Consider the following 21,958-nt stretch of genomic DNA (forward strand, 5'->3'; position numbering starts at 1 on the left):
GCCGCGTCGCTTAGCGTGCCCGAAAAATCGGGGGGAATATCATGCTGGACCGTCGCCACCTTTTGATCGGGGCCGCCGCCGCAGCCCTGGCTCCGTCGGCCCTGAACGCCCAGGTGCTGACCGACGAACAGCGCTCGGCGCTGAAGGCCTCCAGTTCCGACCCGACCCTGGCGCCCGACCTGCTGCTGCCCGAACGGGACCTGGCGTGGTGGCGCGACGCCAAGTTCGGCGTCTTCGTCCACTGGGGCCTCTACGCCATTCCGGCCCGCGGCGAGTGGTACATGAACAATGAAAAGGTCTCGCCGGAGGCCTACGCCAAGCTCGCCGCGGAGTTCAATCCCCACCACTATGACCCGGTCAGCTGGGCCAAGCTGGCGAAGACGGCCGGCGCCCGCTACATGGTGCTGACGGCGCGCCACCACGACGGCTTTGCGCTGTGGAACAGCCCGGCCAGCTACGGCCATTTCGACGCGATGCATTCGGCCGCGCATCGCGACCTCGTTGCGCCCTTCGTGAGCGCCGTCCGCGGGCAGGGACTTCGCGTCGGGCTCTACTATTCGCCGCTCGACTGGCGCTTCCCCGCCTATTTCCACCCCAAGGAGCTGCCGGAGAACGCCGCGCTGTTCAAGCGCCAGACCTATGCCCAGGTCGAGGAGCTGATGCGCCGCTACGGCCGCATCGACATCCTGTGGTGGGACGGCGGCTGGCTGGCGCACAGGGGCACGGACGCCGACGCAGCGTGGTTCTGGGAGCCGGACAAGCTGAACAGCATGGTGCGCCGATATCAGCCCAAGATCGTCATCAACCCGCGTTCGGGATGGCAGGGCGACAACGACGTCGAGGAAGGCGGCGCGCCGATCAAGGGGCCGATCCGCGCCCGCCCATGGGAAAAGACGTTCAGCATCAATAACGGCGCCTGGGGCTACACCCCCGAAGACAGCGTCCTGAGCACCGACCAGGTCGTGCGCCACCTGGTCGACGCCATCGTGCGCAACGGCAATGTCCTGGCCAATGTCGGTCCGGACCGGGAGGGGGTCATTCCGCCGAAGCAGACCGAAACGCTGAAAGGCGTCGGGCTCTGGCTGAAACGCCACGGCCGGGCCGTCTACGGCACGCGCCCGGGACCGCTGCAGCCCGTCGACGGCGTCTACGGCATGACCACCGCCGGCGACAGCGCCTTCGTCCATATCGTCGGCTGGCCCGCGGACGCGCTGTCGCTGCCGCCGCTGCCCAGGACGGTGGTGAGCGCCCGGAACCTGTCGGGCGAGGTCGTCAACTGGACCGCCGACGCCAAGGGCCACACCCTGTCCGTGCCGCCGTCGTCGCGCGGATCGGCCGTCACGGTGATCGAGCTGCGACTGGCGCCGGCCGCGACCTAGAGAAAATTTCCGGCCCGATGTCGAAATCGGGCCGCCTGGCGCGACTTCTCCTCGAAGGCCCCGCGGGGGCCTCGTCACGAGGAGCAGGATGATGATCACGATCAGTGCTTTCCGCTGGGTTCCGCCGTTCGCCCAGGGGCTGGTGCGCGACCTTCGCGTGCGTTGGGCCCTGGAGGAGGCCGGAATCCCGTACCGGACCCGCCTGCTGGAGCAGGGTGAGCAGGGGACGGCCGCCTATCGCGAGATGCAGCCGTTCGGCCAGGCGCCCTACCTGCAGGACGGCGACTTCGTGATGTTCGAGAGCGGGGCCATCGTGCTGCACATCGCCGACCGCTCGCCCGCCCTGGCGCCGTCCGGCCCGCAGGCGCGGCTGCGCATGCACACCTGGCTGATCGCCGCGCTCAACTCGGTCGAGCCGGCCATCCAGAACCTGACCGCCATCGACCTGTTCCACGCCGACGAGGCCTGGGCCAAGGCGCGCCGGCCGGGCGCCGAGGCCTTCGCGATCTCACGGCTGGAGAGCCTGGCCGGCTGGCTGGCCGGTCGCGAATACCTGTCGGACGACCGGTTCACCGCCGCCGACCTGATGATGACCACCGTGCTGCGCTTCCCGCGCCAGACCGACCTGGTGACCTCCAACCCGGTGCTGGACGCCTATGTCCGCCGATGCGAGGCGCGCCCCGCCTTCCAGCGAGCCCTGGCGGCCCAGATGGCGACCTTCCAGGAAGCGGAAGAGGCGGCCTGAGTTCAATCCGGCCGAAACGAGAGGGCTCCGGGCGCTTTCGCCAAGCGTCCCGGAGCGTGGTCTGCTAACTCCCGGGCATGGACCATAGACAGCGCCTGGCGATCGGACTTCTCTGCGGCCTCGTCGCCGGGGCCTTCTGGGGCGGGGTGTTCCTGGCGCCCAAGTTGCTGCACGCCTTCACGCCGCTGCAGATGACCGCCGGGCGCTACCTCTGCTACGGCCTGGCCTCGGCGGTGCTGCTGGCCCCCAGCGCGCGCGGCGTGCTGGCGCGCCTGACCCTGGCCGACTGGCGCGATCTGGCGGGCCTGAGCCTGCTGGGCAACATCGTCTACTATGTGGGCCTGGCGGTGTCGGTTCAGATCGCCGGCGTCGCCCCGGCCTCGCTGATCATCGGCCTCCTGCCCGTGACCATCACCCTGATCGGGGCCAAACCAGGGGAAGGCGTGGCCCTGCGCCGGCTGGCCGCGCCGCTGCTGCTGGTCGCGATCGGGGTGGCCTGCATCAATGTCGCCGCCTTCCAGACCGCCCGCGAGGTCGGGGTCGGACGGCTGGTCCTGGGCTTGCTGGCGGCGGTCGGGGCGCTGGCGGTGTGGACCGCCTACGCCGTCTGGAACGCCCGGCGCCTGGCCGCCACCCCGCGCTTCAACAGCCACGAATGGTCGCTGCTGACCGGCGTGGTCACCGGCCTTCTGTCGCTGCTGCTGGTGATCCCCGCCTTCCTGGGCGGCGCGTCGCACGCCCCGGCGGGCTGGACCCTGTTCTGGGGCGTCAGCCTGGCGGTGGCGCTGGGGGCCTCGGTGATCGGCAACGGCCTGTGGAACGCCGCCAGCCGGCTCCTGCCGCTCAGCCTGTCGGGCCAGCTGATCGTCTTCGAGACCCTGTTCGCCCTGCTGTACGGCTTTCTGCACGACGCCCGCTGGCCGCTGCCGCTGGAGGCCGCCGCCATCGTCCTGATGCTGGCGGGGGTGCTGTGGTCGGTGCATCTGCATCGGCCGGAGGCCGAGGCTCATCCGGCGGAATAGGGGCCGTGCGTCCTTCGAGGCCCGCTGCGCGGGCGCCTCAGGATGAGGAGCGTTGTTGCTGATTTCCTCATCCTGAGGTGCGAGGCGCAGCCGAGCCTCGAAGGACGCACGACCGTCCCGCGAACATGACCGCAACCTGAACATCGCCGTTCAGATCGGGTTCAAGGCGAATTTGCGACAAAGGCCCCAACAGCGCCGCACCGGACTTCTTCCGGCCTGACGCTCTCAAGGAGCTACGCCATGAAGACCTTTGGTCAGTTCACCAGGATCGCCGTCGCCGCGGCCGTGACCGGCGCCCTGGTCCTGCCCGCCTCGGCCGCCTTCGCCGGCGACCGCAGCAACAAGACCGAACGCGCCATCCTCGGCGCCGTGATCGGCGGCATCGCCGGCGCGGCCCTGTCGGACGGCGACAAGGGCGGCATCGCCATCGGCGCCGTCGCCGGCGCCGCCCTGGGCGCCTCGACCGGCCACGGCGACCGCTACGACCGCGACCACCGCCGCTATTCCAGCGGCTATCGCGACAGCCGCTACGGCTATGGGTCCAGCTACAACAGCGGCTACGGCTACAACAGCGGCTACGGCCGTTCCTACGGCGACCGCTACGACCGCGACCGCCGCTACGACACCGGCTACCGCCATGACGGCGGCCAGTACGGAAACGGCTATTACGGCCAGCGCCGCTAACAGCCTCCCCTGACCGCCTTCGGGCCTGGGCGATCCGGCGCCGTCCCTTCGGGGGCGGCGCCTTTTTCGTGCGCGAACCACGATTTGAGCGCGAGCGGTCGCTGTGCGGCGCGCGAAATCTGCTATAGCCCGGCTAAGGGCGATGCGGCTTCTTAACCTTCGACGCGTTCTGTCGGGACCAGCCGTATCGGACCATTGGGGAGTGCGCGCTTAGACATGGCGGCGTCCGGGATCGCTGTTCGGGGACCACGCAGCCTGCTTCGGCAGATTCGCGAGGCCATGGCCGGGGGCGGACCCGCCCAGGCCAAGCTCGACATGGTGGTGCGCACCATCGCCATCTCGATGGTCGCCGAGGTCTGCTCGATCTATCTGCGCCGCGCCTCGGGCGACCTGGAGTTGTTCGCCACCGAAGGCCTGTCGCGCGACGCCGTCCACGTCACCCGGATGAAGCCCGGCGAAGGCCTGGTCGGCGAGACCATGCGCCTGGGCCGGCCGCTGAACCTGTCCGACGCCGCCAGCCATCCTCAGTTCTCGTACCGCCCGGAAACCGGCGAAGACCCCTATCACGCCTTCCTGGCCGTGCCGTTGCTGCGCGGCGGCCGCACGATCGGCGTGCTGGTCGTCCAGAACCGCACCGAGCGGGTCTATGACGAGGAGGAGGTCGAGGACCTGCAGATCATCGCCATGGTGCTGGCCGAGATGGTCAGTTCCGGCGAACTGCTGGGCCAGGGCGAGCTCAAGGACGTCGACATCGCGCCGCACAAGCCCGAGCGGCTGAAGGGCGCGCGCTTCGCCGAGGGTCTGGCCTACGGCGTGGCCGTGCTGCACGAGCAGCCGGTGGCCCCCGAGCAGCTGCTGTCCGACGACGCCCTGGCCGAGGAGGCCCGGCTGAAATGGGCCATCGAGGCGCTGCAGACCCAGATCGACGAGATGCTGGAGGGCCAGCACGGCCTGGTCGGCGCCTCGTACGAGGTGCTCGAGACTTACCGGATGTTCGCCCACGACCGGGGCTGGAACCGGTCGCTGCAGGAGGCCGTGCGCTCGGGCCTGACCGCCGAGGCCGCGGTCGAGCGCGTGCGATCCGAGCATCGCGCCCGGCTGGGCCAGGCCCGCGATCCCTATCTGCGCGAGCGGCTGCACGACCTGGAAGACCTGAACGACCGGCTGCTGCGCCACCTGGCCGGCGACGTCCACGCCGTGCGGGTGCTGCCCGAGGACGCGATCCTGATCGCCCGGAACCTGGGTCCCGCCGACCTGCTGGAATACGACCGCACCAAGCTCAAGGGCATCCTGCTGGAGGAAGGCTCGGCCGCCAGCCACGCCGGCATCGTCGCCCGGGCCCTGGACATCCCCTGCGTCGGCCGCCTGGCCGGCCTGCGCGACCGGGTCAGCGAGGGCGATCCGGTGGTGGTCGACGCCGAGACCGCCGAGGCCTGGCTGCGGCCGCGCGCCGACGTGATCAAGGCGCTGCGGGCCCGGATGGAGGTCCGCGCCCAGCGCAAGGCCGAGTTCGCGCGTATCAGAGATACGCCAGCGGTCACGAAAGACGGCGACAAGGTCACCCTGCTGATGAACGCCGGCCTGGCCGTCGACCTGGACATCCTGGGCGAGACCGGGGCCGAGGGCATCGGCCTGTTCCGCACCGAGTTCCAGTTCATGGTCGCCGAGGAGATGCCCCGGCTGGAGGCCCAGACGGCGCTCTACGAGAAGGTGCTGGAGGCCGCCAACGGCATGCCGGTGACCTTCCGCACCCTCGACCTGGGCGGCGACAAGCTGCTGCCGTACATGGAGCTGGAGCGCGAGGACAATCCGGCCCTGGGCTGGCGCGCAGTGCGCATGGGCCTGGACCGTCCGGCCCTGCTGCGCATGCAGATCCGGGCCCTGATCAAGGCCGCCCGGGGGCGGGAGCTGCGGATCATGTTCCCGCTGGTGGCCAATGTGGACGAATTCCGCGCCGCCCGGGCCTTCGTCGACCAGGAGGTCGCCTGGGCCCTGAAGCGCGGCCGTCCCGAGCCGGCCCGCCTGGACGTCGGGGCGATGATCGAGGCGCCGTCACTGCTGTGGCATCTGGACGCACTTTTGCCGATGACCGACTTCGTTTCGGTCGGCACCAACGACCTGATGCAGTATTTGTTCGCCGCCGATCGGGGCAATCCAAGGGTTTCGGACCGCTACGATCCCCTGTCGCCGGCCGCGCTGCGGGCGCTGAAGACCATCCAGCAGGCCTGTTTCGACACCGGGACGGCGGTCTCGGTCTGCGGCGAGATGGCGGGGCGGCCGCTCGAGGCCTTCGCCTTGCTGGCCTTGGGTTTCGACCGCCTGTCGATGCCGCCGGCGGGGATCGGGCCGGTCAAGCAGATGGTGCTGTCGTGCGATCGCGAGGCCGCCCGGCGCAATGTCGAGGCCCTGCTGAAGACCTCGGCCGGATCGCTCCGTGGCGAGATCGAAACCCTGGCGCGCAAGCTTTACGTCGCCATCTAGACACGACGCGGATTAACCAAGCGCGGCTTTATAGTTTATTGAATCCCGCGACTTACTTTGATATCGACCATAAAGTATTAACATTTCCCGGTCAGGGTGGCTGGGATAGCGCGTCGGGCTCGTCTCCCGGGTGGGGCGAAGGTCTCCGGCGTCGCGATTTTGGGGTATCATGGCAGCCATGCCGCTGGATACGGGCAGGGTTTCGCACTTGCAGCTGGTCGCCGACAGCGAGGGCGAGGACGCGCCGATGGCCGCCCAACACCCTTCCGTCGATCACGGCGCCGACATCGGCGCGGCCCTGCGCGCCGCCCGCGCGTTCCGTGGCCTGACGCTGCAGGACGTCGCCGACGCCACTCGCATCCGCCAGAGCTATATCGAGGCGCTGGAAGCCCTGCGCCTGGACGAGCTGCCCTCGCGCCCGTTCACGATCGGCTATGTGAAGTCCTACGCCAAGGTTCTGGGCCTGGACGACGACGCCGCCGTGGCCCGCTTCAAGCTGGACGCGCCCGAGGACAGCGAGCCGCTGCGCGCCCCGGTGGGCGTGCACCGCGAGCGCGATCCGCGCCTGGGCCTGATCCTGGCGCTCGGCGTGCTGGTCGTGGCCGCCATCGTGCTGTGGAACGTCGCCCAGCGCGCCATCGCCAAGGACACGCCGCCGGCCCAGGTGGCCCCGGCCCAGGCGACCGCCGCCGTCGCCGCCCCGGCCGCCGTTCCGGTCGATCCCGGCGCCGCGCCCGGTTCGGTGTCGCTGGGCGCGCCCCTGCCGGCCCCGGTCGAGTCGACCACGCCGGAGCCCTACAAGACCCCCGGCCTCGAGGACGCCGCCGCCAACGGCGGTTCGGCCGACGCGGTCAGCGCCGCCGCCAAGGCCCGCGCGGCCGAGGCGGCCAAGGCCGGCGCCGACCCCAGCCAGGCGGTCAATGTCGGCGCGCCGTTCCGGCCGAAGGGCGCGGTCTACGGCGCGGCCCAGGCCGACGCCTCGGGCCTGATCCTGCAGGCCCGCAAGCCCGGCTCGCTGACCGTGCACGACGCGGCGGGCGCCATCTACTTCACCCGCTGGATGGCGGCCGGCGAGGCGTTCCGCGCCCCGCGCAACGGCGGCCTGATCGCCGAGGTCTCCGATCCGGCGGTGTTCGAGGTCTATAACGGCGGCGTCCTGACCAGCCGCATGCCGAGCGCCACCGCCGCCCTGGGCAAGCTGACCGTCGTCCCCGCCGCGCCGGTCGCGGCCCCCCAACCGGCCAAGCCGCAAGGCTGATCCGCTCCACCGGCGGGCGTGGGATCAGCCCCGGCCGCGGCCCGACTTCGCGAACAGCAGGTCCGACCAGTTCCAGGACCGCGAGCCCAGAGCCAGGCGCGGCGCGCCGGGGCTGTCGCTGAGCGAGATCAGCACGAGGCCCCGCATCGGGTCGTCGCGACAGGCCTTGGGCGCGAACGCCACCTCCAGCATGATCAGTTCGCGCACGCCGGCCAGGCCCTTGCCCTCCTGGCCCGGGCTCTGCACCCAGTCGCCGTTCCAGACCAGCACCGCCTTGCCCCGGGCCGCGGCCTCGGGGTGGACCTGGGCCAGGGCGGCGCGGACGCGGGGGTTCCTGCGCAGGGCGTCCTGCAGCAGCTGGACCATGTCGCACCCGCCGCCGCCCGGACCGCTTCCGGCGCCGCCGGCCCCCGATCCGCCGCCGGCCGTGGCCGCGCCGATTAGGTCGGCCTCGCCCAGCTCGGCGACCACCACCGGCTTGGGCGCGGGCTTGGCGGGCAGGGGCTCGACCTCGGGCGGCGGAACCAGGCGCGGCTGGCGGACGGGCAGCTTGGGCGGCGAGCGCTTGGCCGGGGCCGGGGCGCCGGCCGGCTCGGGCGCCAATTTCGGCGGTTCAGGCGGCGGAGGCGGTGGCGGCTCGTACAGGGCGACGCTGATCGGCTCCGGTTCGGGCAGGGTCGGCGGCTGCACCCGCACCGCCATCACGGCCAGCAGCAGGGCGGCATGGGCCGCGACGCTGATCCCGGCGGCGACCAGGCCGTCCGCCTTCGCGCGCCGGCGGGGACGCGGCGTCGGGACCAGGGGATCGTAGACCTGCGGCCGACCGCTCATCGAAACTCCGTTTTCGGCGCGTTGGCGCCGCCCGTGGGACGAACCAGAGACCATCGCCGCGCGTCAGGATCGTGGCGCCCGTGACATTTCCGCGATCCTCTTGGGTTCCGGGGCCAAACCCCTTAGATTGGCGGCATGTCCGCAGACCACACGCACGTCCGTCCCTGGCGCCAGATCGCGCGCCGGCAATCGCGCAAGATCCGCGTCGGCAATGTCGAGGTGGGCGGCGACGCACCGATCTCGGTGCAGTCGATGACCAACACCCTGACCAGCGACGCGGCGGCGACGCTGGAGCAGATCCGCCAGCTGGAGGAGGCCGGGGCCGACATCGTCCGGGTCTCGTGCCCCGACGTCGACTCCACCGCGGCCTTCAGGACCATCGCCCGCGAGGCCAAGGTCCCGCTCGTGGCCGACATCCACTTCCACTACAAGCGCGGCATTGAGGCGGCCCAGGCCGGCGCGGCCTGCCTGCGGATCAATCCGGGCAACATCGGCAGCCCCGACCGCGTGCGCGACGTCATCCAGGCGGCCCGCGACCACGGCTGCTCGATGCGGATCGGCGTCAACGCCGGCTCGCTGGAGCGCGAACTGCTGGAGAAGTACGGCGAGCCGTGCCCCGACGCCATGGTCGAGAGCGCCCTGAACCACGCCCGCATCCTGCAGGACCACGACTTCCACGAGTTCAAGATCTCGGTGAAGGCGTCCGACCCGTTCATGACGGTGGCCGCCTACTACCAGCTGGCCGAGCGGATCGACTGCCCGCTGCACCTGGGCGTCACCGAGGCCGGGGCCCTGCGCACCGGCACGGTCAAGTCGTCGATCGGCATCGGCTCGATGCTGTGGGCCGGCATCGGCGACACCATCCGCGTCAGCCTGGCCGCCGATCCGGTCGAGGAGATCAAGGTCGGCTTCGACATCCTCAAGTCGCTGGGCCTGCGCCACCGCGGGGTCAACATCATCGCCTGCCCGTCCTGCGCCCGCCAGGGCTTCAACGTCATCAAGACGGTCGAGATCCTTGAGCAGCGCCTGGCCCACATCAGCCAGCCGATGTCGCTGTCGATCATCGGCTGCGTGGTCAACGGCCCCGGCGAGGCGCTGATGACCGACCTCGGCTTCACCGGCGGCGGGGCGGGGTCGGGCATGATCTACATGGCCGGCAAGCCCGACCACAAGCAGTCCAACGACGGCATGATCGACCACATCGTCGAACTGGTCGAACAGCGCGCGGCCCAGCTGAAGGCCGACGCCGAAGCCAAGGCGATCGCGGCGGAGTAGGATCTGCTTGCCCCCTACGGGTCGCTTCGCGACCGTCTTCCCCCAATAGGCGGAAGAGCCTAGGCGCGAAGGCTCCGCCCCCTATGGGGGCGGACAGACCGCGAAGCGGTCAGGTGGGGGCAAGTGATCACCCCAGCGAGGTCTGGATCGGCACGCCGCCCTTGATGGCCAGGGTCACGGGCGTGCGCTCGGCGACGTCGGCCAGCCGGGCGCGCTGGGTTTCGTCCAGCGCGCCCGCCGGGACCAGCACCCGCTCGATCCGGGGCGGGGTCTCGCCGCCGTGATAGTGCAGGCGCACCTCCAGCGACTCCAGCGGCCATTGCTTGTGCTCGGCGTACATCTTCAAGGTCATGGCCGTGCAGGCCCCCAGGGAGGCCAACAGCAGGTCGAACGGCGCCGGGCCGGCGTCGGCCCCGCCGTTGCGCTCGGGCTCGTCGGCCGTCAGGGCGTGGCGGCCGGTGGTGATGGCGGTGGCGTAGCGGGCGTCGCCGATGCGGGCGGTGGCGGTCGCCATGGCGGTTCCTTGGGTGGGGGAACTATTCTGGAGCGAGTCGGGGACGCGCACTCACGGCAAGGCCTTGGTGCGTTCGCGCTGAATTCAGCGTGAGTGCGTGTCCCCTAAGTCATCCACTGAGCTGGGGGCAAGCCCCTCTGACGCTGAGGGCGAAGGTGGGTACACGCACTCACCCTGCGCTCGACGGATCAACCCGAGAAGTCTGGGGTGTGAGTGCGCGTCCCCGGCTCTCAGATCACCGCCCGCGACCGCTCGTCCACGCCGGCCAGGGCCGAGGCGACCACCTGCAGGCCCTGTTCCAGCTCGGCCCGGTCCCGCGCCGCGCCCAGGCAGAGCCGCACGCCGCTCTCCAGGCCTGGCTCGACGATCGGCGCGCCGGGCGGCGTGACCTCGACGCCGCCGCGCAGGGCGCGCCCGGCCAGGCGCTCGGCGGCCAGCTCGCCCATCGGCAGCCAGACGTGCGGGCTGAAGGCGGACGCCGGCGCTTCCATGGCGGGGCCGAGGATCGCGCGGGCCAGGCCTAGGCGCCGCCCCATCTCGTCCCGGATGTCGCCGGCGATCGCCTCGGCCGTGCCGTCCTCGATCCACTGGCTGGCGATCAGGGCGCCGAAGTTGGGCGGGGCGTAGAACTGGGCGCGCACGGCGTGGACGACGCGCTCGAACAGGTCGCCGAGCGGGGCCAGCAGGAAACCGACCCTCAGGCCGGGGGACAGCGACTTGGAGACGCCGGACACGTGGATCGTCCGCTCCGGCGCCAGTTCAACCAGGGCGGGCAGCGGATCACCGCCGAAGATCGAATAGATGCCGTCCTCGATGATCCACAGGTCGCGCCGGCGCGCCACGGCCACGATGTCGGCCCGGCGTCCGATTCCCATAATCCGGGCGGTGGGGTTTTGCAGGGTGGGCAGCACGAACACCGCCTTGGCCCCGTTCGCCGCCGCGCGGTCCAGGGCCTCCGGCAGCAGGCCTTCGCCGTCCATGGCCACGCCCGTCAGGCGATAGCCCGCGTGGTCGGCCAGCACGCGGGCGCCGGGGAAGGTGGCGGCCTCGCACAGCACCTCGTCGCCGGGCCGGCACAGGGCGGCCAGGGCCAGCCCCAGGGCCTGCTGGGCCCCGGCGCAGCAGATCACCTGGCGCCAGTCGGCGCGCTCCACCCCGGCCGTGCGCGACAGCCAGGTCGCGAAGGCCCGACGGTGGGCCTCCAGCCCCGTCGAGGGGGCGTAGGCCAGATTGTCGAGCAGGTCGGGCCGGCGCTGCAGCCGGGCCAGGGTCTGGACGATCCGCGCGCCGCCGGCGGTGACCGGGGCGATGTTCTGGCTCAGATTGATCGGCCGGGGATCCTCGGTCGCCGGGCCCGGACCCTGGCCGAGGGCGCCGCGCACGAAGCTGCCGCGCCCGACATGGGCCTGGACCAGCCCGGCCTTTTCCGCCTCGACATAGGCCCGGGTCACCGTCCCCAGCCCAAGACCCAGGCGGTGGGCCAGGTCCCGCTGCGGCGGCAGGCGGTCGCCGTCGCTCAAGGCTCCCGAGGCGATGTCCCGCCGCAAAGCGTCCAGCAGGCGCTCATAGAGCGGCGCCTCGCCTTGGGAGAGGGTCGGGGTCCAGCCGGCCATCGGCGATCTCCAGAATTGTCACTGGAACAATATAGGTTTTGACACATGATGCAATCAGCATGATGACCATGACATTCCCGCCTCCGGCGCCCGTCCTTTGCACGGGGCCGTCGTCTTCGAGGAGCGTCCGTCATGACCGCCCAACTGCTGCTCGCCTTCGTCCTGTTCGCCTTCGCCACCGCCGGCACGCCCGGACCCAACAACATGATGCTGCTGGCCTCGGGCGCGAATTTCGGCTTCCGCCGCACGGTGCTGCACATCCTCGGGATCAGCGTCGGCCTGGGCGTGATGGTGGCGGCCATGGGCCTGGGCCTGGGCGGCGTCTTCAAGGCCTGGCCGGTGCTGCACGAGGTGCTGCGCTGGGTCGGCGGGGCCTACATGCTGTGGCTGGCCTGGAAGATCGCCACGGCCAAGGGCGTGTCGGACAAGGGCGCCGGGGCCAAGCCGATGACCTTCCTGCAGGCCGCCGCCTTCCAGTGGGTCAATCCCAAGGCCTGGGCCATGGCCCTGACCGCGGCCACCACCTATACGCCCGAGGGCTCGACGATCGGGGTGTTCTTCATCGCCGGGACCTTCATGCTGGTCGGCGCGCCGTGCAGCGCGGCCTGGGCGGGGTTCGGCCAGGGCATGCGGCGGTTCCTGGACCGGCCGCCGGTGCTGCGGGCCTTCAACCTGACCATGGCGGCCCTGCTGGTCGTCTCGCTCTACCCGCTGGTGGTCGAGACCCGTCCCGCCGGCGTCTCGCGGGAGGCCCCGCGCCTGCTGGCCGACCTGCCGCCGACGCCGCGCTGGTCGTCGCGGGGCTAGGGCGCATTACCGAACCTTAAGTGGTGCGGCGCGGGCGGCTGGGGTCTGGTGCGGCGGCGAAAATCCGGAGTCGTCCATGCCCTTTGCCGCCCGTTCCGCCCTGCTCGCCGTCCTGCTGCTGGCTTCGCCCCTTGTCGGGCCCCTCGCGGCGCAGGCCGCCGTCACGCCCGTGCCTGTCGGCCAGCCGCTGGCCCGGTTCGACAACCTCAAGCCCGGCGTGCACCGCTACCTGCGCTTCAAGCAGACGGGCGACACGGTGCGCGTCGCCGACGTCTGGACCCGCGAGGTCCGCTTCGAGGACCAGGACGGCCAGCGCCGCCTGCACATCGTCCAGCACTGGGACGGGGTCGGAGCCACGCCGTCCGACCGCCAGCTGGACAGCTGGTTCGAGGTCGGCACCTTCCGGCCCCTGACCCACGTCCGTCGCACCCAGAAGGACGGCGTCGCCAAGGTCGAGGGCTATGACTTCAAGCCCGATCGGATCGTCGGCCTGAAGGACCTGGCCGACAACGCCGCCAAGGACTTCGAGGTCGCCTCGCCGCAGCCCAGCTTCAACTTCGAGACCGACATGGAGTTCGTCCAGGCCCTGCCCTTGGCGGCCGGGTACGAAGCCAGCATCGTCTTCACCCATCCCGGCGGCGGCCCGCCGGCGGCCTATCTGTTCAAGGTGGCGGGCTCGGAAGCGCTGGACCTGCCGGGCGGCGGCAAGGTCGACTGCTGGGTGGTGACCACCGACTACAACCACCCGGAGATGGGCGTGACCCGCTTCTGGTTCGCCAAGAAGGGCCAGGTGATGATCAAGCAGATCTCGCCGTTGCCGGATGGCTCGGGCGTACTGGGCAAGACGCTGCTGTACTGAGGTTTCCGTGGTCCGGACGGGGACAGGCGCAAGCGCCTGTCCCCAATCCAGAGCGCGGGGCTTGCTTGAAAGCACGCATCGGCCCCAGATCGAACCTTCATGAAAGGTCTCTGCCTATGCGTCCATTGCTCCTCGCCGCCCTGATCACCTTCGCCGCGAGCCCCGCCCTGGCCCAGGACCTGAAGGTCACCGTCCAAGGGCGTGACAGCCTGGTGCTGACGCCGGCCGACCTGCAGGCCCTGCCGCGCGCCAAGGCGACCTTCACCGCCCATGGCAAGCCGATCACCTACGAGGGCGCGCTGCTGAACGCCGCCCTCAAGCAGGCCGGGGTCGTGTCGGGCGACCGGCTGATGGGCCGCTACCTGAACCAGGTGGTGGTCGCCAAGGGTTCGGACGGCTTCACCGCGTCCTATTCCCTGGGCGAGACCGACCCGATCTACCGGACCAATCCGGTGATCATCGCCGACCGCAAGGACGGCCAGCCGCTGGACGCCAAGGAGGGGCCCTACCGTCTGGTCGTCGACGGCGACCTGCGTCCGGGACGCTCGGTGCGGATGCTGACGTCGGTCGAGGTGAAGGCGGTTCAATAGATCGGGAAGGGGACAGGCGCCTGCGCCAGTCCCCAATCCAGACTAGAGCAAATCGCGCGATATAGGAATCGCACGATTTGCTCTAGGTTTTTGTTTTCGCATCGCTTTGCGGAAAACCGGCGTCCACTTTTCCGCGCGATGCTCTAGCCCCGCACGGCCCCCAGATAGTCCAGTTTGCCGATCTGCACGCCCTTGTGGCGCAGGATGTCGTAGGCGGTGACCACGTGGAAGAAGAAGTTCGGCAGGGCGAAGCTGAACAGGTAGTCCTCGCCGGTGAAGGTCAGGGGCCCGCCCGGCGTCTTCAGCTCGACGGTGCGGCCCTCGCTGCCCTCGAAGGCCTGGGGATCGACGCTCCGGATATAGGCAAGAGTGTCGGTCACGCGCTTCCGGAGCTGGGCGAAGCTGGTCTCCTCGTCCGGCATCGCGGGGGCCTCGACGCCGGTCAGCCGGGCCACCGCGCCCTTGGAGGCGTCCGACGCCCGCTGGACCTGGCCCGACAGCGGCAGCATGTCGTCGGCCAGGCGGGCGGCGACCAGGTCGTCGGGGTTGTGGCCCTGGGCCTTGGCGTGGGCCTCGCCCTTGTCGAGCAGGGTGGCCAGCACCTCAAGGGCGCGGACGAAGACGGGAACCGAGGCGCGATGCATCGACAGGGACATGGAAGGCTCCGAAAACGGGACGCGGCGCGGGGGATGTTTCGCCGCCCCCGGCAGATAGGGGCGCGTGGTCAGGCTTTACAGGTCCGCCCGCCAAGGGGTGACGCGGCGCGTCCGGAGCGGTAGAGAGACCGCCCGTTCCTCCACAGCGTGACGTTCTCCCTTGCGACTGCCCCAGGCCCGCCTCGACCAAGTTCTCGACCGCTTCCGTGAAGTCGAAGCCCGGATGGGCGCGGCCACCGACGGCGCCGAGATCGTCAAGCTCTCCAAGGAGCACGCCGAGCTGCGCCCGGTGGCCGAGGCCGTCGAGGCCCTGGCCAAGCTGAGCGCTGAGCGCGCCGAGCTGGACGAGATGGCCGGCGATCCGGAAATGGCCGCCATGGTCGCCGACGAGATCGCCGCCCTGGACGAGAAGCTGCCGGTCATGGAGCGCGAGCTGGCCCTGATGCTGGCTCCGCGCGACAAGGACGAAAACGCCTCGGCCATTCTCGAAGTCCGGGCCGGCACTGGCGGCGACGAGGCGGCCCTGTTCGCCGGCGACCTGTTCCGCATGTACCAGCGCTACGCCCAGCTCCAGGGCTGGCGGGTCGAGATCGACAGCGTCTCCGAAGGCGAGATGGGCGGCTACAAGGAAATCATCGCCTCGGTCACCGGCGACGGCGTGTTCGGCCGCTGGAAGTTCGAGAGCGGCGTGCACCGCGTCCAGCGCGTGCCGGCCACCGAGGCCCAGGGCCGCATCCACACCTCGGCCGCCACCGTCGCGGTCCTGCCCGAGGCCGAGGACGTCGAGATCGAGATCAACGAGAGCGACCTGCGGATCGACACCTACCGCTCGTCCGGGGCCGGCGGGCAGCACGTCAACAAGACCGACTCGGCCGTGCGCATCACCCACCTGCCGACCGGCGTGGTGGTGACCAGCTCGGAAAAGAGCCAGCACCAGAACCGCGCCCGGGCGATGAAGAACCTGAAGGCGCGCCTCTACGACATGCAGCGCGAGGCGCTCGACACCGCCCGCTCGGACGCCCGCAAGAGCCAAGTCGGCAGCGGCGACCGCTCCGAGCGCATCCGCACCTACAACTTCCCGCAGGGCCGGGTCACCGACCACCGGATCAACCTGACCCTCTACAACCTGGCCAAGGTGATGGAGGGCGACGCCCTGGACGACATCATCAAGCCGCTGATCGCCGAGGATCAGGCGGCGAGGCTGGCGAGCCTGGAAGAGGGCGGGTTTTAAGGCGCTTTCGTCCCCCGCCCCCCATTGAGGGCGGACAGACGGCGAAGCCGTCAGATAGGGGGCAGGTGTTTACCGGCGCGATCTTTCGTCCTCACGCGGAAAGCCGCTGAGTGAACTCGCCTCTCCCCGCAGTCCCCCTACAACTCCTTCTCCAGCACCACGAACTCCAGCGCCCGCTGCGGCCTGCCGAACCGCTCGCCGACGGGGAACGGCTTCCGCTCGCCGGTCAGGGCGTAGCCCCGGCGCTGGTACCAGGCGATCAGGGTGTCGCGCAGATGGACAACGGTCAGGCGCACGCGCCGGGCGCCCCGGTCCCTGGCGTAGGCCTCGCCGTGGGCCAGCAGCGCCCGGCCCAGCTGGCGGTCCTGCTGGTCGGGGCGGATGGTCAGCATGCCCAGGTACCAGGCGTCGGGCGCCTCGGCGTCCGGCTCGACCCAGACGCAGCCCAGCAGCGGGCCGCCGGCCTTGTCGCGCAGGGTCAGCAGGACGGCGTTCGGCGCTTCGGCCAGGTCCTGGCGGAGGCTGTCCAGGTCGATGCGCTGGCCGTCGATATAGCCGGCCTCGGTGGTCCACCCGGCCTGGGCGCCTTCGCCGCGATAGGCGGAATTGACCAGGGCCACGATGGCGGTGAACTCGGGCTCGACGGCGGGGGCGAAGATCATGCCGCACACTTAGGGCGCACGCCGCCCTTCGCCAAGGCTCAGTTGGGCGGGGCGGGGCCCTTGGCCTTGCGCCAGCCGGTGGCGCGCCCCCAGTAGCGGCCGGACACCCGCTTGACCGCGCCCGCTTCGCGCTGGATGAACTCCCAGGGGTGGAAGGCCAGGCCCACCGTGTCGGCCATGGCCGCGCCGCGCTCGCCCATCGGCTTTTCGGGGCCGGTGGTGGAGTCGATGGCGGTCTGGTGCTCGATCTCGGCGTTCAGCTCGGCCCCGACCAGCACGGTCATGATCGAGAACCACATCCAGACCATGAAGGCGATCACCGCCCCCAGCGGGCCGTAGGTGGCGTCGTAATGGGCGACGCGATTGACATAGACCGAGAACACCAGCGATCCGCCCAGCCAGGCCGCCGCCCCGAACACCGCGCCCCAGATCACCCAGCGCCAGCGGGGGCGGGCCCGGCAGGGGGCGAAACGGTACAGCATGGCGAAGGCGAAGGCCGTCACCGCCAGCACGATCAGCCAGCGCAGCGGGATCCAGATCGGCGCCGCCGCGCTCAGCCCGATCCGCTCGAACACCACCGGCGCGGCGATCAGCACGCTGGCCAGCACCACGGCGTACAGCAGGGCGCAGAAGGTGAAGGCGTAGGTCCAGGCGGTCTTGGTGAGGAAGTTGCGCTTCTCGTCCTCGTCATAGGCGATGTTCAGCCCGTCGAAGAGCGCCTTCATGCTGGCGTTGGCCGACCAGATCGACAGCAGCAGGCTGAGCACGAAGGCCACGCCCAGCTTGGCCTGCTCCTGGCTGGCCAGGCGCAGCATCTGTTCGCCGATGATGTTGACGACGCTGGCGGGGAAGACGCTGGACATCTCCTGCAGCTGCTTCTCGACCGCCCCGACGTCGGCGAACAGGCCGTACAGCGACACGAAGGCGCCGATGGCCGGGAAGATGGCCAGCAGGGTGTAGAAGGTCACGCCGCCCGCCACCGCCGGCAGACGGTCGACGCTGATCTCGCGGAAGGTGCGCCACAGGATGTCGCGCCAGCCCAGCACGGGAATGCGGTGCGGATGCCGCGCCGCCCGGCCGCGCATCGGCTCGGCCTTGTCGAACTCGTGCGGCGGCATGGCCCGGTCCTCGGACAGGCCGGGCGGATGGTCCAGCGGGATCTCGTGCGGCGCGTGGCCGGACCGGGGCTTGGGCAGGACGAAGGGGACCAGGGCCAGCAGGGCGATCCAGGGGGCCAGGTGGTAGGGCCGCGAGGCGATCCACGACCGGATCGGGCGCCGCGGCGCGATGTCTGTCATGGTCTGGCCCTCCGCTGGAGGAACACGCCCGGCGCCGCTCCGTTCCGCGCGATCAGGCTCCACCTTGCCAACCTCCGAGTCGTCGACGACCTTGCGCGCCATGCAAGCTCACGTCGCTAGCCTCTATCGCCATCCCGTCAAGGGCTTCACGCCGGAACGCCTGGACCGGGCGCAGCTGGTCGCGGGCCAGTGCTTCCCCTGCGACCGCCTCTATGCGGTCGAGGACGGCCCGAGCGGTTTCGATCCGGCCGCCCCGGCCCATATCTCGAAGATGAAGTTCGCCGTGCTGGCCAAGATCCCGCGGGTCGCCAAGGCTCGCACGGCCTATGACCAGGCGACCGGGATCTTCACCGCCCGGGCCGAGGGACAGGCCGATTTCGCCGGCGACCTGCGCGGCGACGAGGGCCGACGCGGGTTCGAGGCGTGGCTGGCCGACCTGCTGGGCGACGCGGTCCAGGGACCGCTGCGCGTGGTCGAGGGGCCGGGCGACTACCGGTTCATGGACAGCCGCAGCGGCTATGTCTCGGTCGTCAACCTGGCCAGCGTCCGCGACCTGGAGGGCCGGCTGGGCCGCCCCGTCGATCCCCTGCGCTTTCGCGCCAACCTCTATGTCGAGGGCTGGCCGGCCTGGGTCGAGAACGACTGGACGGGGCGGGCGATGCGGCTGGGGGAGGCAAGAGCCGAGGTGCTCAAGCCGATCGTCCGCTGCGCCGCCACCCACGTCGACCCGGTCACGGCCGAGCGCGACATCGAGCTGGTGAAGGCCCTGTTCGACCTCTACGGCCACATGTTCTGCGGCGTCTACCTGCGGGTCGACGAGGGCGGGGCGGTGCGTGAGGGGGATGGGGTGGCGGTGGACTAGGGCTATCCCGGCCGCTGCGCCGCGTGGCGTATGCGGATCACTTCAACGGAATCCGCGCCGATACGGTAGCGGATCAGATAGGGCTTCACCACCAAGAGCTCGTATAATCCGCGCGAGACGGGCCGCCCCCGTTTCGGATGGTGTTCGAGGCTCTCGATGGCCGTGTGGAAGCGAGTCGCCATGCGTTGAGCGGCCAGAGGCGCACCTTGTTCGTGAATGTAGATGCAGGCTTCCTCAAGCTGGTGAAGCGCCAGCGGAGACCGTTACCGTGTAAGTTCTGGGTTTGGTGGTCATGCGCCGATGATGGTGTCACGACGCCCTGCCTTGGAGGCCGTTTCAATCGCCTACGCGTGGCGTCGGCAGTCTGTCCGCCGTTCCCCACGAACGAAGCCAGCGCTTGACCGCCTCGCCTGACACGACGCGTCCCGCCTGGATGTCGGCGAGCCCTTGGGCGTCGGCGGCCGCCTCGGCCTCGTCATCGATATCGCGGACATTGGAGGGTTCGGGCTTCATGGCGACAGCCTATCGCGAACTATTCTTGCAAAGGAGAACGTGACGCCGTGGCGTTTATGCCTTCGCCACGTAGCTGGTCGGCGAGGAAGGCTTCGACGTCGAAGAGCTGCGGCGCTCCGCTTTCCTCACCCTCGATCAAGGCCGCGCGCAGGATCGTCAAACGCGTTTCCCGCTCTTCCAGCAGCCGAAGGCCCGCCCGCACGACCTCGCTGGCCGAGCCGTAGCGGCCTTCGGCGACCTGGTTCTCGATGAAGGTCTGGAAGTGCTCGCTCAGAGCGATCGACGTATTCTTGCTCATCGGATCCTCGCAGATCGCGACGGTACCAAAAACTGGTACCGACTTCAAACTCGCCTCGGCGCGCCAGGCGGAGTAAGACGCCGCCCATGACCCTGACCCTCGTCAAAGCCTGGAACGCCGCCAAGGATCGTCTGAAGAACGTTCAGATCGACCAGCCGGCCATCGACGCCCGCCTGCTGCTGGAAGTGGCCGCCGACGTCACCCGCACCGACATCATCACCGATCCCTATCGGGTGCTGACCGAGGCCCAGATGGCGACGCTGGACGATTTCCTGAACCGCCGCGCGCGCCGCGAGCCGGTCAGCCACATCATCGGCCGCAAGGGGTTCTGGAAGATCCTGCTGCAGGTCAACAAGCACGTCCTGACCCCGCGTCCCGAGACCGAGGTGATCGTCGACGAGGTGCTGAAGGCCTTCCCCGAGCAGATGCCGTTCAACATGCTGGACCTGGGCGTCGGCTCGGGCACGATCCTGCTGGCGGTGCTGGCCGAGCGCCCGGCCGCCAAGGGGCTAGGGATCGACGTCTCGGAGGAAGCCCTGGCGGTGGCCCGCGAGAACGCCGCCAACCTGGGCCTGGCCGGCCGGACGGCCCTGCTGCGCGGTGACTGGACCAACGGCCTGGGCGACGACAGTTTCGACCTGGTGGTCTCCAACCCGCCCTATATCGCCACCGACGTGATCGAGACCCTGGAGCCCGAGGTCCGCGACCATGAGCCGCGCCTGGCCCTGGACGGCGGTCCCGACGGCCTGGACGCCTATCGCGTCCTGGCCGGCGAGATCCTGCGGGTGCTCAAGCCCGGCGCGATGTTCGCCGTCGAGATCGGCTACGACCAGTCCGAGGCGGTCGAGGCGCTGTTCCGGCAGGCCGGGGCCCAGAATGTGCGGACCATCAAGGATCTGTCGGTCCACGACCGCGTTGTGACCGGTACGAAATAGCGACCTTGAAAAATCCCTTGGAAACCCTTGCGTGAGGCGGTAGACGGATAAGGTCTCCTTCCAACACGCCGGGTGACGGGAACAGCGGTCGTCTTGATGACCGTAAGACTCCCCCGGCAGGCGCGAACGGCCGACCAGGCTGATCGCCGCGCCCGAACCGGGCGGAGGCTCTACGGAAACCAGCGTCTCTAGAACATCGAAGGCAGGACCTAACCGGGTTCACCCCGCTCCAGAGGCCAAACACCGGACGCGCAGATCGCCGCCGGACAGGTTCAGAAGAGAAGATGAGAGATTTCAAGGGCATGAAGCGCCAGCGCGGCCGCAACAATCGCGGCGGAGCGGGTAACGGCGGCAAGCCTCAGCAGCACAACGCCAACCGGGCCTTCGATTCGAACGGCCCCGAAGGCGTGAAGGTGCGCGGCGCGGCCCAGAGCGTCTACGAGAAGTACCAGCAGCTGGCCCGCGACGCGACGTCGTCCGGCGACCGGGTCCTGGCCGAGAACTACCTGCAGCACGCCGAGCACTATTTCCGCGTCCTGCGCGCCATCCAGCCGAATCGTCCGGTCAGCGACATCGTCGGCAAGGACGCCTATTCGGCCTACGAGATCGACTTCGAGGCCGAGCCCGAAGAGCAGCCCGAGGCGCCGGAAGCGGCCCAGGCCGAGGCTCCGGCCGAGGGCGAGGGCGGCGAGGGCCAGGGCGGCGAGCCGCGCCGCGACCGGTTCGAGAACCGTCCCCGCGACGACCGCCAGCGCGACGACCGTCCCCGCGACAACCAGAACCGCGACCGTGACCGTGATGGCCAGGGCCGCCGCGACCGCTGGCGCGACCGCGACGACCGCCAGCGCGACGACCGTTCCCGCGATGACAGGCCCCGTGACGACCGGCCCCGGGAAGACCGCCCGCGCGATGATCGCCCTCGTGACGACCGCCCGCGGGAAGACCGCTTCCGCGACGAGCGTCCCCGTGACGATCGTCCGCGCGAGGACCGCGTCCGCGAAGACCGTCCGGCCGCCGCCGAGGGCGCCGAACAGCCTCAGGGCGAAGGCCGCCGCGAGCGTCCGCGCCGCGAACGGGCGCCGCGCGACCGCGATCCGATGGCGGTGATCGAGCCGCAGGCCACGCCGCTGACCAGCGAGGCTCCGGCCTCGCCGCTGCTGCGCGGCCAGGACGGCGACGTCAGCCACGCCCCGGCCTTCCTGGGCCGCAAGTCGACCCGCGCCGAGGCGCCGGCCGAAGCGGCGCCGGCGGCTCCGGCCGCGGACGAGGGCGAGGCCCCGGCCAAGCCCAAGCGCCGCCGCGCCCCGCGCAGCTTCGAAGGCGCCGCCGCGCCGGAGTCGGGAGAGGCCTGAGGCCGCCTTCCGATCGGCGACCACCCTTTGATGGCGTCATCCCGGACCGAACAACAAGGGCGGGAATGACGACCGAAAGGGATGAAGCGCAGG

The 21,958-nt window shown here is 70.4% G+C and carries 23 protein-coding genes and 1 pseudogene; 14 read left to right on the plus strand and 10 right to left on the minus strand.

Going from position 1 to position 21,958, the window contains the following annotated elements; all coding sequences use genetic code 11:
* Positions 1 to 41 precede the first annotated feature (41 nt).
* From EV278_RS16985 to EV278_RS16995, 3 genes are all read left to right on the plus strand, one after another.
* Positions 42 to 1,379, plus strand: coding sequence for an alpha-L-fucosidase (locus EV278_RS16985; protein ID WP_132094063.1), 1,338 nt, complete (start codon positions 42 to 44; stop codon positions 1,377 to 1,379).
* A gap of 91 nt (positions 1,380 to 1,470) precedes the next feature.
* Positions 1,471 to 2,124 carry a glutathione S-transferase family protein gene (locus EV278_RS16990; RefSeq protein WP_132094066.1) on the plus strand — a complete coding sequence of 218 codons (654 nt, stop codon included), beginning with the start codon at positions 1,471 to 1,473 and terminating at the stop codon, positions 2,122 to 2,124.
* Positions 2,125 to 2,201: 77 nt separating this feature from the next.
* Entirely contained in the window at positions 2,202 to 3,146 is a 945-nt protein-coding gene (locus EV278_RS16995; RefSeq protein WP_132094069.1) for a DMT family transporter, read from the plus strand.
* Between the two features lie 6 nt (positions 3,147 to 3,152).
* Here the strand turns inward: EV278_RS16995 and EV278_RS24470 are convergent.
* A pseudogene (locus EV278_RS24470) lies at positions 3,153 to 3,281 on the minus strand (hypothetical protein); the annotation flags it as partial.
* 105 nt (positions 3,282 to 3,386) lie between these two features.
* On the opposite strand from EV278_RS24470, the gene EV278_RS17000 reads away from it, so the two are divergent.
* The 3 genes from EV278_RS17000 (at position 3,387) to EV278_RS17010 (ending at position 7,569) form a co-directional block, all read left to right on the plus strand.
* Entirely contained in the window at positions 3,387 to 3,830 is a 444-nt protein-coding gene (locus tag EV278_RS17000) for a glycine zipper 2TM domain-containing protein (RefSeq protein WP_132094072.1), read from the plus strand.
* A 216-nt stretch (positions 3,831 to 4,046) separates the two neighbouring features.
* Entirely contained in the window at positions 4,047 to 6,311 is a 2,265-nt protein-coding gene (ptsP, locus tag EV278_RS17005; RefSeq protein WP_132094075.1) for a phosphoenolpyruvate--protein phosphotransferase, read from the plus strand.
* A 178-nt stretch (positions 6,312 to 6,489) separates the two neighbouring features.
* Positions 6,490 to 7,569 carry a helix-turn-helix domain-containing protein gene (locus tag EV278_RS17010; protein WP_165916682.1) on the plus strand — a complete coding sequence of 360 codons (1,080 nt, stop codon included), beginning with the start codon at positions 6,490 to 6,492 and terminating at the stop codon, positions 7,567 to 7,569.
* 24 nt (positions 7,570 to 7,593) lie between these two features.
* Here the strand turns inward: EV278_RS17010 and EV278_RS17015 are convergent, their stop codons facing one another.
* Positions 7,594 to 8,400, minus strand: coding sequence for a hypothetical protein (locus tag EV278_RS17015; RefSeq protein WP_132094081.1), 807 nt, complete (start codon positions 8,398 to 8,400; stop codon positions 7,594 to 7,596).
* Positions 8,401 to 8,535: 135 nt separating this feature from the next.
* Between EV278_RS17015 and ispG the strand changes: the two genes are divergently transcribed.
* Positions 8,536 to 9,675 (plus strand): flavodoxin-dependent (E)-4-hydroxy-3-methylbut-2-enyl-diphosphate synthase, encoded by a 1,140-nt coding sequence (gene ispG, locus EV278_RS17020; protein WP_132094084.1) that lies wholly within the window; start codon positions 8,536 to 8,538, stop codon positions 9,673 to 9,675.
* Between the two features lie 127 nt (positions 9,676 to 9,802).
* Here ispG and EV278_RS17025 read toward each other — a convergent pair whose 3' ends face one another.
* Together EV278_RS17025 and EV278_RS17030 are read right to left on the minus strand one after the other, a co-directional pair.
* A complete protein-coding gene (locus tag EV278_RS17025) occupies positions 9,803 to 10,189 on the minus strand; it encodes an OsmC family protein (protein WP_132094087.1) in 387 nt (128 codons plus the stop codon).
* 230 nt (positions 10,190 to 10,419) lie between these two features.
* On the minus strand, positions 10,420 to 11,802 hold the full coding sequence (locus EV278_RS17030; RefSeq protein ID WP_132094090.1) for a PLP-dependent aminotransferase family protein: 1,383 nt from the start codon (positions 11,800 to 11,802) through the stop codon (positions 10,420 to 10,422).
* A 132-nt stretch (positions 11,803 to 11,934) separates the two neighbouring features.
* Between EV278_RS17030 and EV278_RS17035 the strand changes: the two genes are divergently transcribed.
* The 3 genes from EV278_RS17035 (at position 11,935) to EV278_RS17045 (ending at position 14,058) form a co-directional block, all read left to right on the plus strand.
* The gene (locus EV278_RS17035; protein WP_132094093.1) at positions 11,935 to 12,609 is read left to right on the plus strand and encodes a LysE family translocator; all 675 of its coding nucleotides are present in this window, start codon (positions 11,935 to 11,937) and stop codon (positions 12,607 to 12,609) included.
* A 76-nt stretch (positions 12,610 to 12,685) separates the two neighbouring features.
* Positions 12,686 to 13,468: a hypothetical protein gene (locus tag EV278_RS17040; protein WP_132094096.1), complete on the plus strand. Its 783-nt coding sequence runs from the start codon at positions 12,686 to 12,688 to the stop codon at positions 13,466 to 13,468.
* A 116-nt stretch (positions 13,469 to 13,584) separates the two neighbouring features.
* On the plus strand, positions 13,585 to 14,058 hold the full coding sequence (locus EV278_RS17045) for a molybdopterin-dependent oxidoreductase (protein WP_132094099.1): 474 nt from the start codon (positions 13,585 to 13,587) through the stop codon (positions 14,056 to 14,058).
* Positions 14,059 to 14,201: 143 nt separating this feature from the next.
* On the opposite strand, the gene EV278_RS17050 is transcribed toward EV278_RS17045, so the two are convergent.
* Positions 14,202 to 14,714, minus strand: coding sequence for a DUF1993 domain-containing protein (locus EV278_RS17050; RefSeq protein ID WP_132094102.1), 513 nt, complete (start codon positions 14,712 to 14,714; stop codon positions 14,202 to 14,204).
* A 160-nt stretch (positions 14,715 to 14,874) separates the two neighbouring features.
* Between EV278_RS17050 and prfA the strand changes: the two genes are divergently transcribed.
* Positions 14,875 to 15,945, plus strand: a complete 1,071-nt coding sequence (gene prfA, locus EV278_RS17055) for a peptide chain release factor 1 (RefSeq protein ID WP_132094105.1) — start codon at positions 14,875 to 14,877, stop codon at positions 15,943 to 15,945.
* 137 nt (positions 15,946 to 16,082) lie between these two features.
* Here prfA and EV278_RS17060 read toward each other — a convergent pair whose 3' ends face one another.
* Both EV278_RS17060 and EV278_RS17065 read right to left on the minus strand, forming a co-directional pair.
* Positions 16,083 to 16,607: a GNAT family N-acetyltransferase gene (locus EV278_RS17060; protein WP_132094108.1), complete on the minus strand. Its 525-nt coding sequence runs from the start codon at positions 16,605 to 16,607 to the stop codon at positions 16,083 to 16,085.
* 38 nt (positions 16,608 to 16,645) lie between these two features.
* Positions 16,646 to 17,905: a YihY/virulence factor BrkB family protein gene (locus EV278_RS17065; RefSeq protein ID WP_132094111.1), complete on the minus strand. Its 1,260-nt coding sequence runs from the start codon at positions 17,903 to 17,905 to the stop codon at positions 16,646 to 16,648.
* A 100-nt stretch (positions 17,906 to 18,005) separates the two neighbouring features.
* On the opposite strand from EV278_RS17065, the gene EV278_RS17070 reads away from it, so the two are divergent.
* Positions 18,006 to 18,767 (plus strand): MOSC N-terminal beta barrel domain-containing protein, encoded by a 762-nt coding sequence (locus tag EV278_RS17070; protein WP_132094114.1) that lies wholly within the window; start codon positions 18,006 to 18,008, stop codon positions 18,765 to 18,767.
* A gap of 2 nt (positions 18,768 to 18,769) precedes the next feature.
* On the opposite strand, the gene EV278_RS17075 is transcribed toward EV278_RS17070, so the two are convergent.
* The 3 genes from EV278_RS17075 to EV278_RS17085 form a co-directional block, all read right to left on the minus strand.
* Positions 18,770 to 19,021 carry a type II toxin-antitoxin system RelE/ParE family toxin gene (locus tag EV278_RS17075; RefSeq protein ID WP_132094250.1) on the minus strand — a complete coding sequence of 84 codons (252 nt, stop codon included), beginning with the start codon at positions 19,019 to 19,021 and terminating at the stop codon, positions 18,770 to 18,772.
* Between the two features lie 82 nt (positions 19,022 to 19,103).
* Positions 19,104 to 19,280 (minus strand): CopG family transcriptional regulator, encoded by a 177-nt coding sequence (locus tag EV278_RS17080; protein ID WP_132094117.1) that lies wholly within the window; start codon positions 19,278 to 19,280, stop codon positions 19,104 to 19,106.
* A 19-nt stretch (positions 19,281 to 19,299) separates the two neighbouring features.
* Positions 19,300 to 19,578 carry a type II toxin-antitoxin system ParD family antitoxin gene (locus EV278_RS17085; protein ID WP_132094120.1) on the minus strand — a complete coding sequence of 93 codons (279 nt, stop codon included), beginning with the start codon at positions 19,576 to 19,578 and terminating at the stop codon, positions 19,300 to 19,302.
* An 86-nt stretch (positions 19,579 to 19,664) separates the two neighbouring features.
* Between EV278_RS17085 and prmC the strand changes: the two genes are divergently transcribed.
* Complete coding sequence (gene prmC, locus EV278_RS17090) at positions 19,665 to 20,513, plus strand: peptide chain release factor N(5)-glutamine methyltransferase (protein ID WP_132094123.1); 849 nt, start codon at positions 19,665 to 19,667, stop codon at positions 20,511 to 20,513.
* Positions 20,514 to 20,797: 284 nt separating this feature from the next.
* On the plus strand, positions 20,798 to 21,865 hold the full coding sequence (locus EV278_RS17095) for a DUF4167 domain-containing protein (protein WP_132094126.1): 1,068 nt from the start codon (positions 20,798 to 20,800) through the stop codon (positions 21,863 to 21,865).
* Positions 21,866 to 21,958 lie beyond the last annotated feature (93 nt).

The organism is Caulobacter sp. BK020 (assembly GCF_004342605.1).
Classification (GTDB): domain Bacteria; phylum Pseudomonadota; class Alphaproteobacteria; order Caulobacterales; family Caulobacteraceae; genus Caulobacter.

What these genes read in the sequence shown, in the direction of transcription:
- EV278_RS17080 (WP_132094117.1), bottom strand. Translation starts at nt 19,280, where the DNA reads ATGAAGCCCGAACCCTCCAATGTCCGCGATATCGATGACGAGGCCGAG.
- EV278_RS17015 (WP_132094081.1), bottom strand. Translation starts at nt 8,400, where the DNA reads ATGAGCGGTCGGCCGCAGGTCTACGATCCCCTGGTCCCGACGCCGCGT.
- EV278_RS17065 (WP_132094111.1), bottom strand. Translation starts at nt 17,905, where the DNA reads ATGACAGACATCGCGCCGCGGCGCCCGATCCGGTCGTGGATCGCCTCG.
- EV278_RS17025 (WP_132094087.1), bottom strand. Translation starts at nt 10,189, where the DNA reads ATGGCGACCGCCACCGCCCGCATCGGCGACGCCCGCTACGCCACCGCC.
- ptsP (WP_132094075.1), top strand. Translation starts at nt 4,047, where the DNA reads ATGGCGGCGTCCGGGATCGCTGTTCGGGGACCACGCAGCCTGCTTCGG.
- EV278_RS17060 (WP_132094108.1), bottom strand. Translation starts at nt 16,607, where the DNA reads ATGATCTTCGCCCCCGCCGTCGAGCCCGAGTTCACCGCCATCGTGGCC.
- EV278_RS17010 (WP_165916682.1), top strand. Translation starts at nt 6,490, where the DNA reads ATGCCGCTGGATACGGGCAGGGTTTCGCACTTGCAGCTGGTCGCCGAC.
- EV278_RS17030 (WP_132094090.1), bottom strand. Translation starts at nt 11,802, where the DNA reads ATGGCCGGCTGGACCCCGACCCTCTCCCAAGGCGAGGCGCCGCTCTAT.
- EV278_RS17050 (WP_132094102.1), bottom strand. Translation starts at nt 14,714, where the DNA reads ATGTCCCTGTCGATGCATCGCGCCTCGGTTCCCGTCTTCGTCCGCGCC.
- EV278_RS17070 (WP_132094114.1), top strand. Translation starts at nt 18,006, where the DNA reads ATGCAAGCTCACGTCGCTAGCCTCTATCGCCATCCCGTCAAGGGCTTC.
- EV278_RS17095 (WP_132094126.1), top strand. Translation starts at nt 20,798, where the DNA reads ATGAGAGATTTCAAGGGCATGAAGCGCCAGCGCGGCCGCAACAATCGC.
- EV278_RS17085 (WP_132094120.1), bottom strand. Translation starts at nt 19,578, where the DNA reads ATGAGCAAGAATACGTCGATCGCTCTGAGCGAGCACTTCCAGACCTTC.
- ispG (WP_132094084.1), top strand. Translation starts at nt 8,536, where the DNA reads ATGTCCGCAGACCACACGCACGTCCGTCCCTGGCGCCAGATCGCGCGC.
- EV278_RS16990 (WP_132094066.1), top strand. Translation starts at nt 1,471, where the DNA reads ATGATCACGATCAGTGCTTTCCGCTGGGTTCCGCCGTTCGCCCAGGGG.
- EV278_RS16985 (WP_132094063.1), top strand. Translation starts at nt 42, where the DNA reads ATGCTGGACCGTCGCCACCTTTTGATCGGGGCCGCCGCCGCAGCCCTG.
- EV278_RS16995 (WP_132094069.1), top strand. Translation starts at nt 2,202, where the DNA reads ATGGACCATAGACAGCGCCTGGCGATCGGACTTCTCTGCGGCCTCGTC.
- EV278_RS17045 (WP_132094099.1), top strand. Translation starts at nt 13,585, where the DNA reads ATGCGTCCATTGCTCCTCGCCGCCCTGATCACCTTCGCCGCGAGCCCC.
- prmC (WP_132094123.1), top strand. Translation starts at nt 19,665, where the DNA reads ATGACCCTGACCCTCGTCAAAGCCTGGAACGCCGCCAAGGATCGTCTG.
- EV278_RS17040 (WP_132094096.1), top strand. Translation starts at nt 12,686, where the DNA reads ATGCCCTTTGCCGCCCGTTCCGCCCTGCTCGCCGTCCTGCTGCTGGCT.
- EV278_RS17035 (WP_132094093.1), top strand. Translation starts at nt 11,935, where the DNA reads ATGACCGCCCAACTGCTGCTCGCCTTCGTCCTGTTCGCCTTCGCCACC.
- EV278_RS17000 (WP_132094072.1), top strand. Translation starts at nt 3,387, where the DNA reads ATGAAGACCTTTGGTCAGTTCACCAGGATCGCCGTCGCCGCGGCCGTG.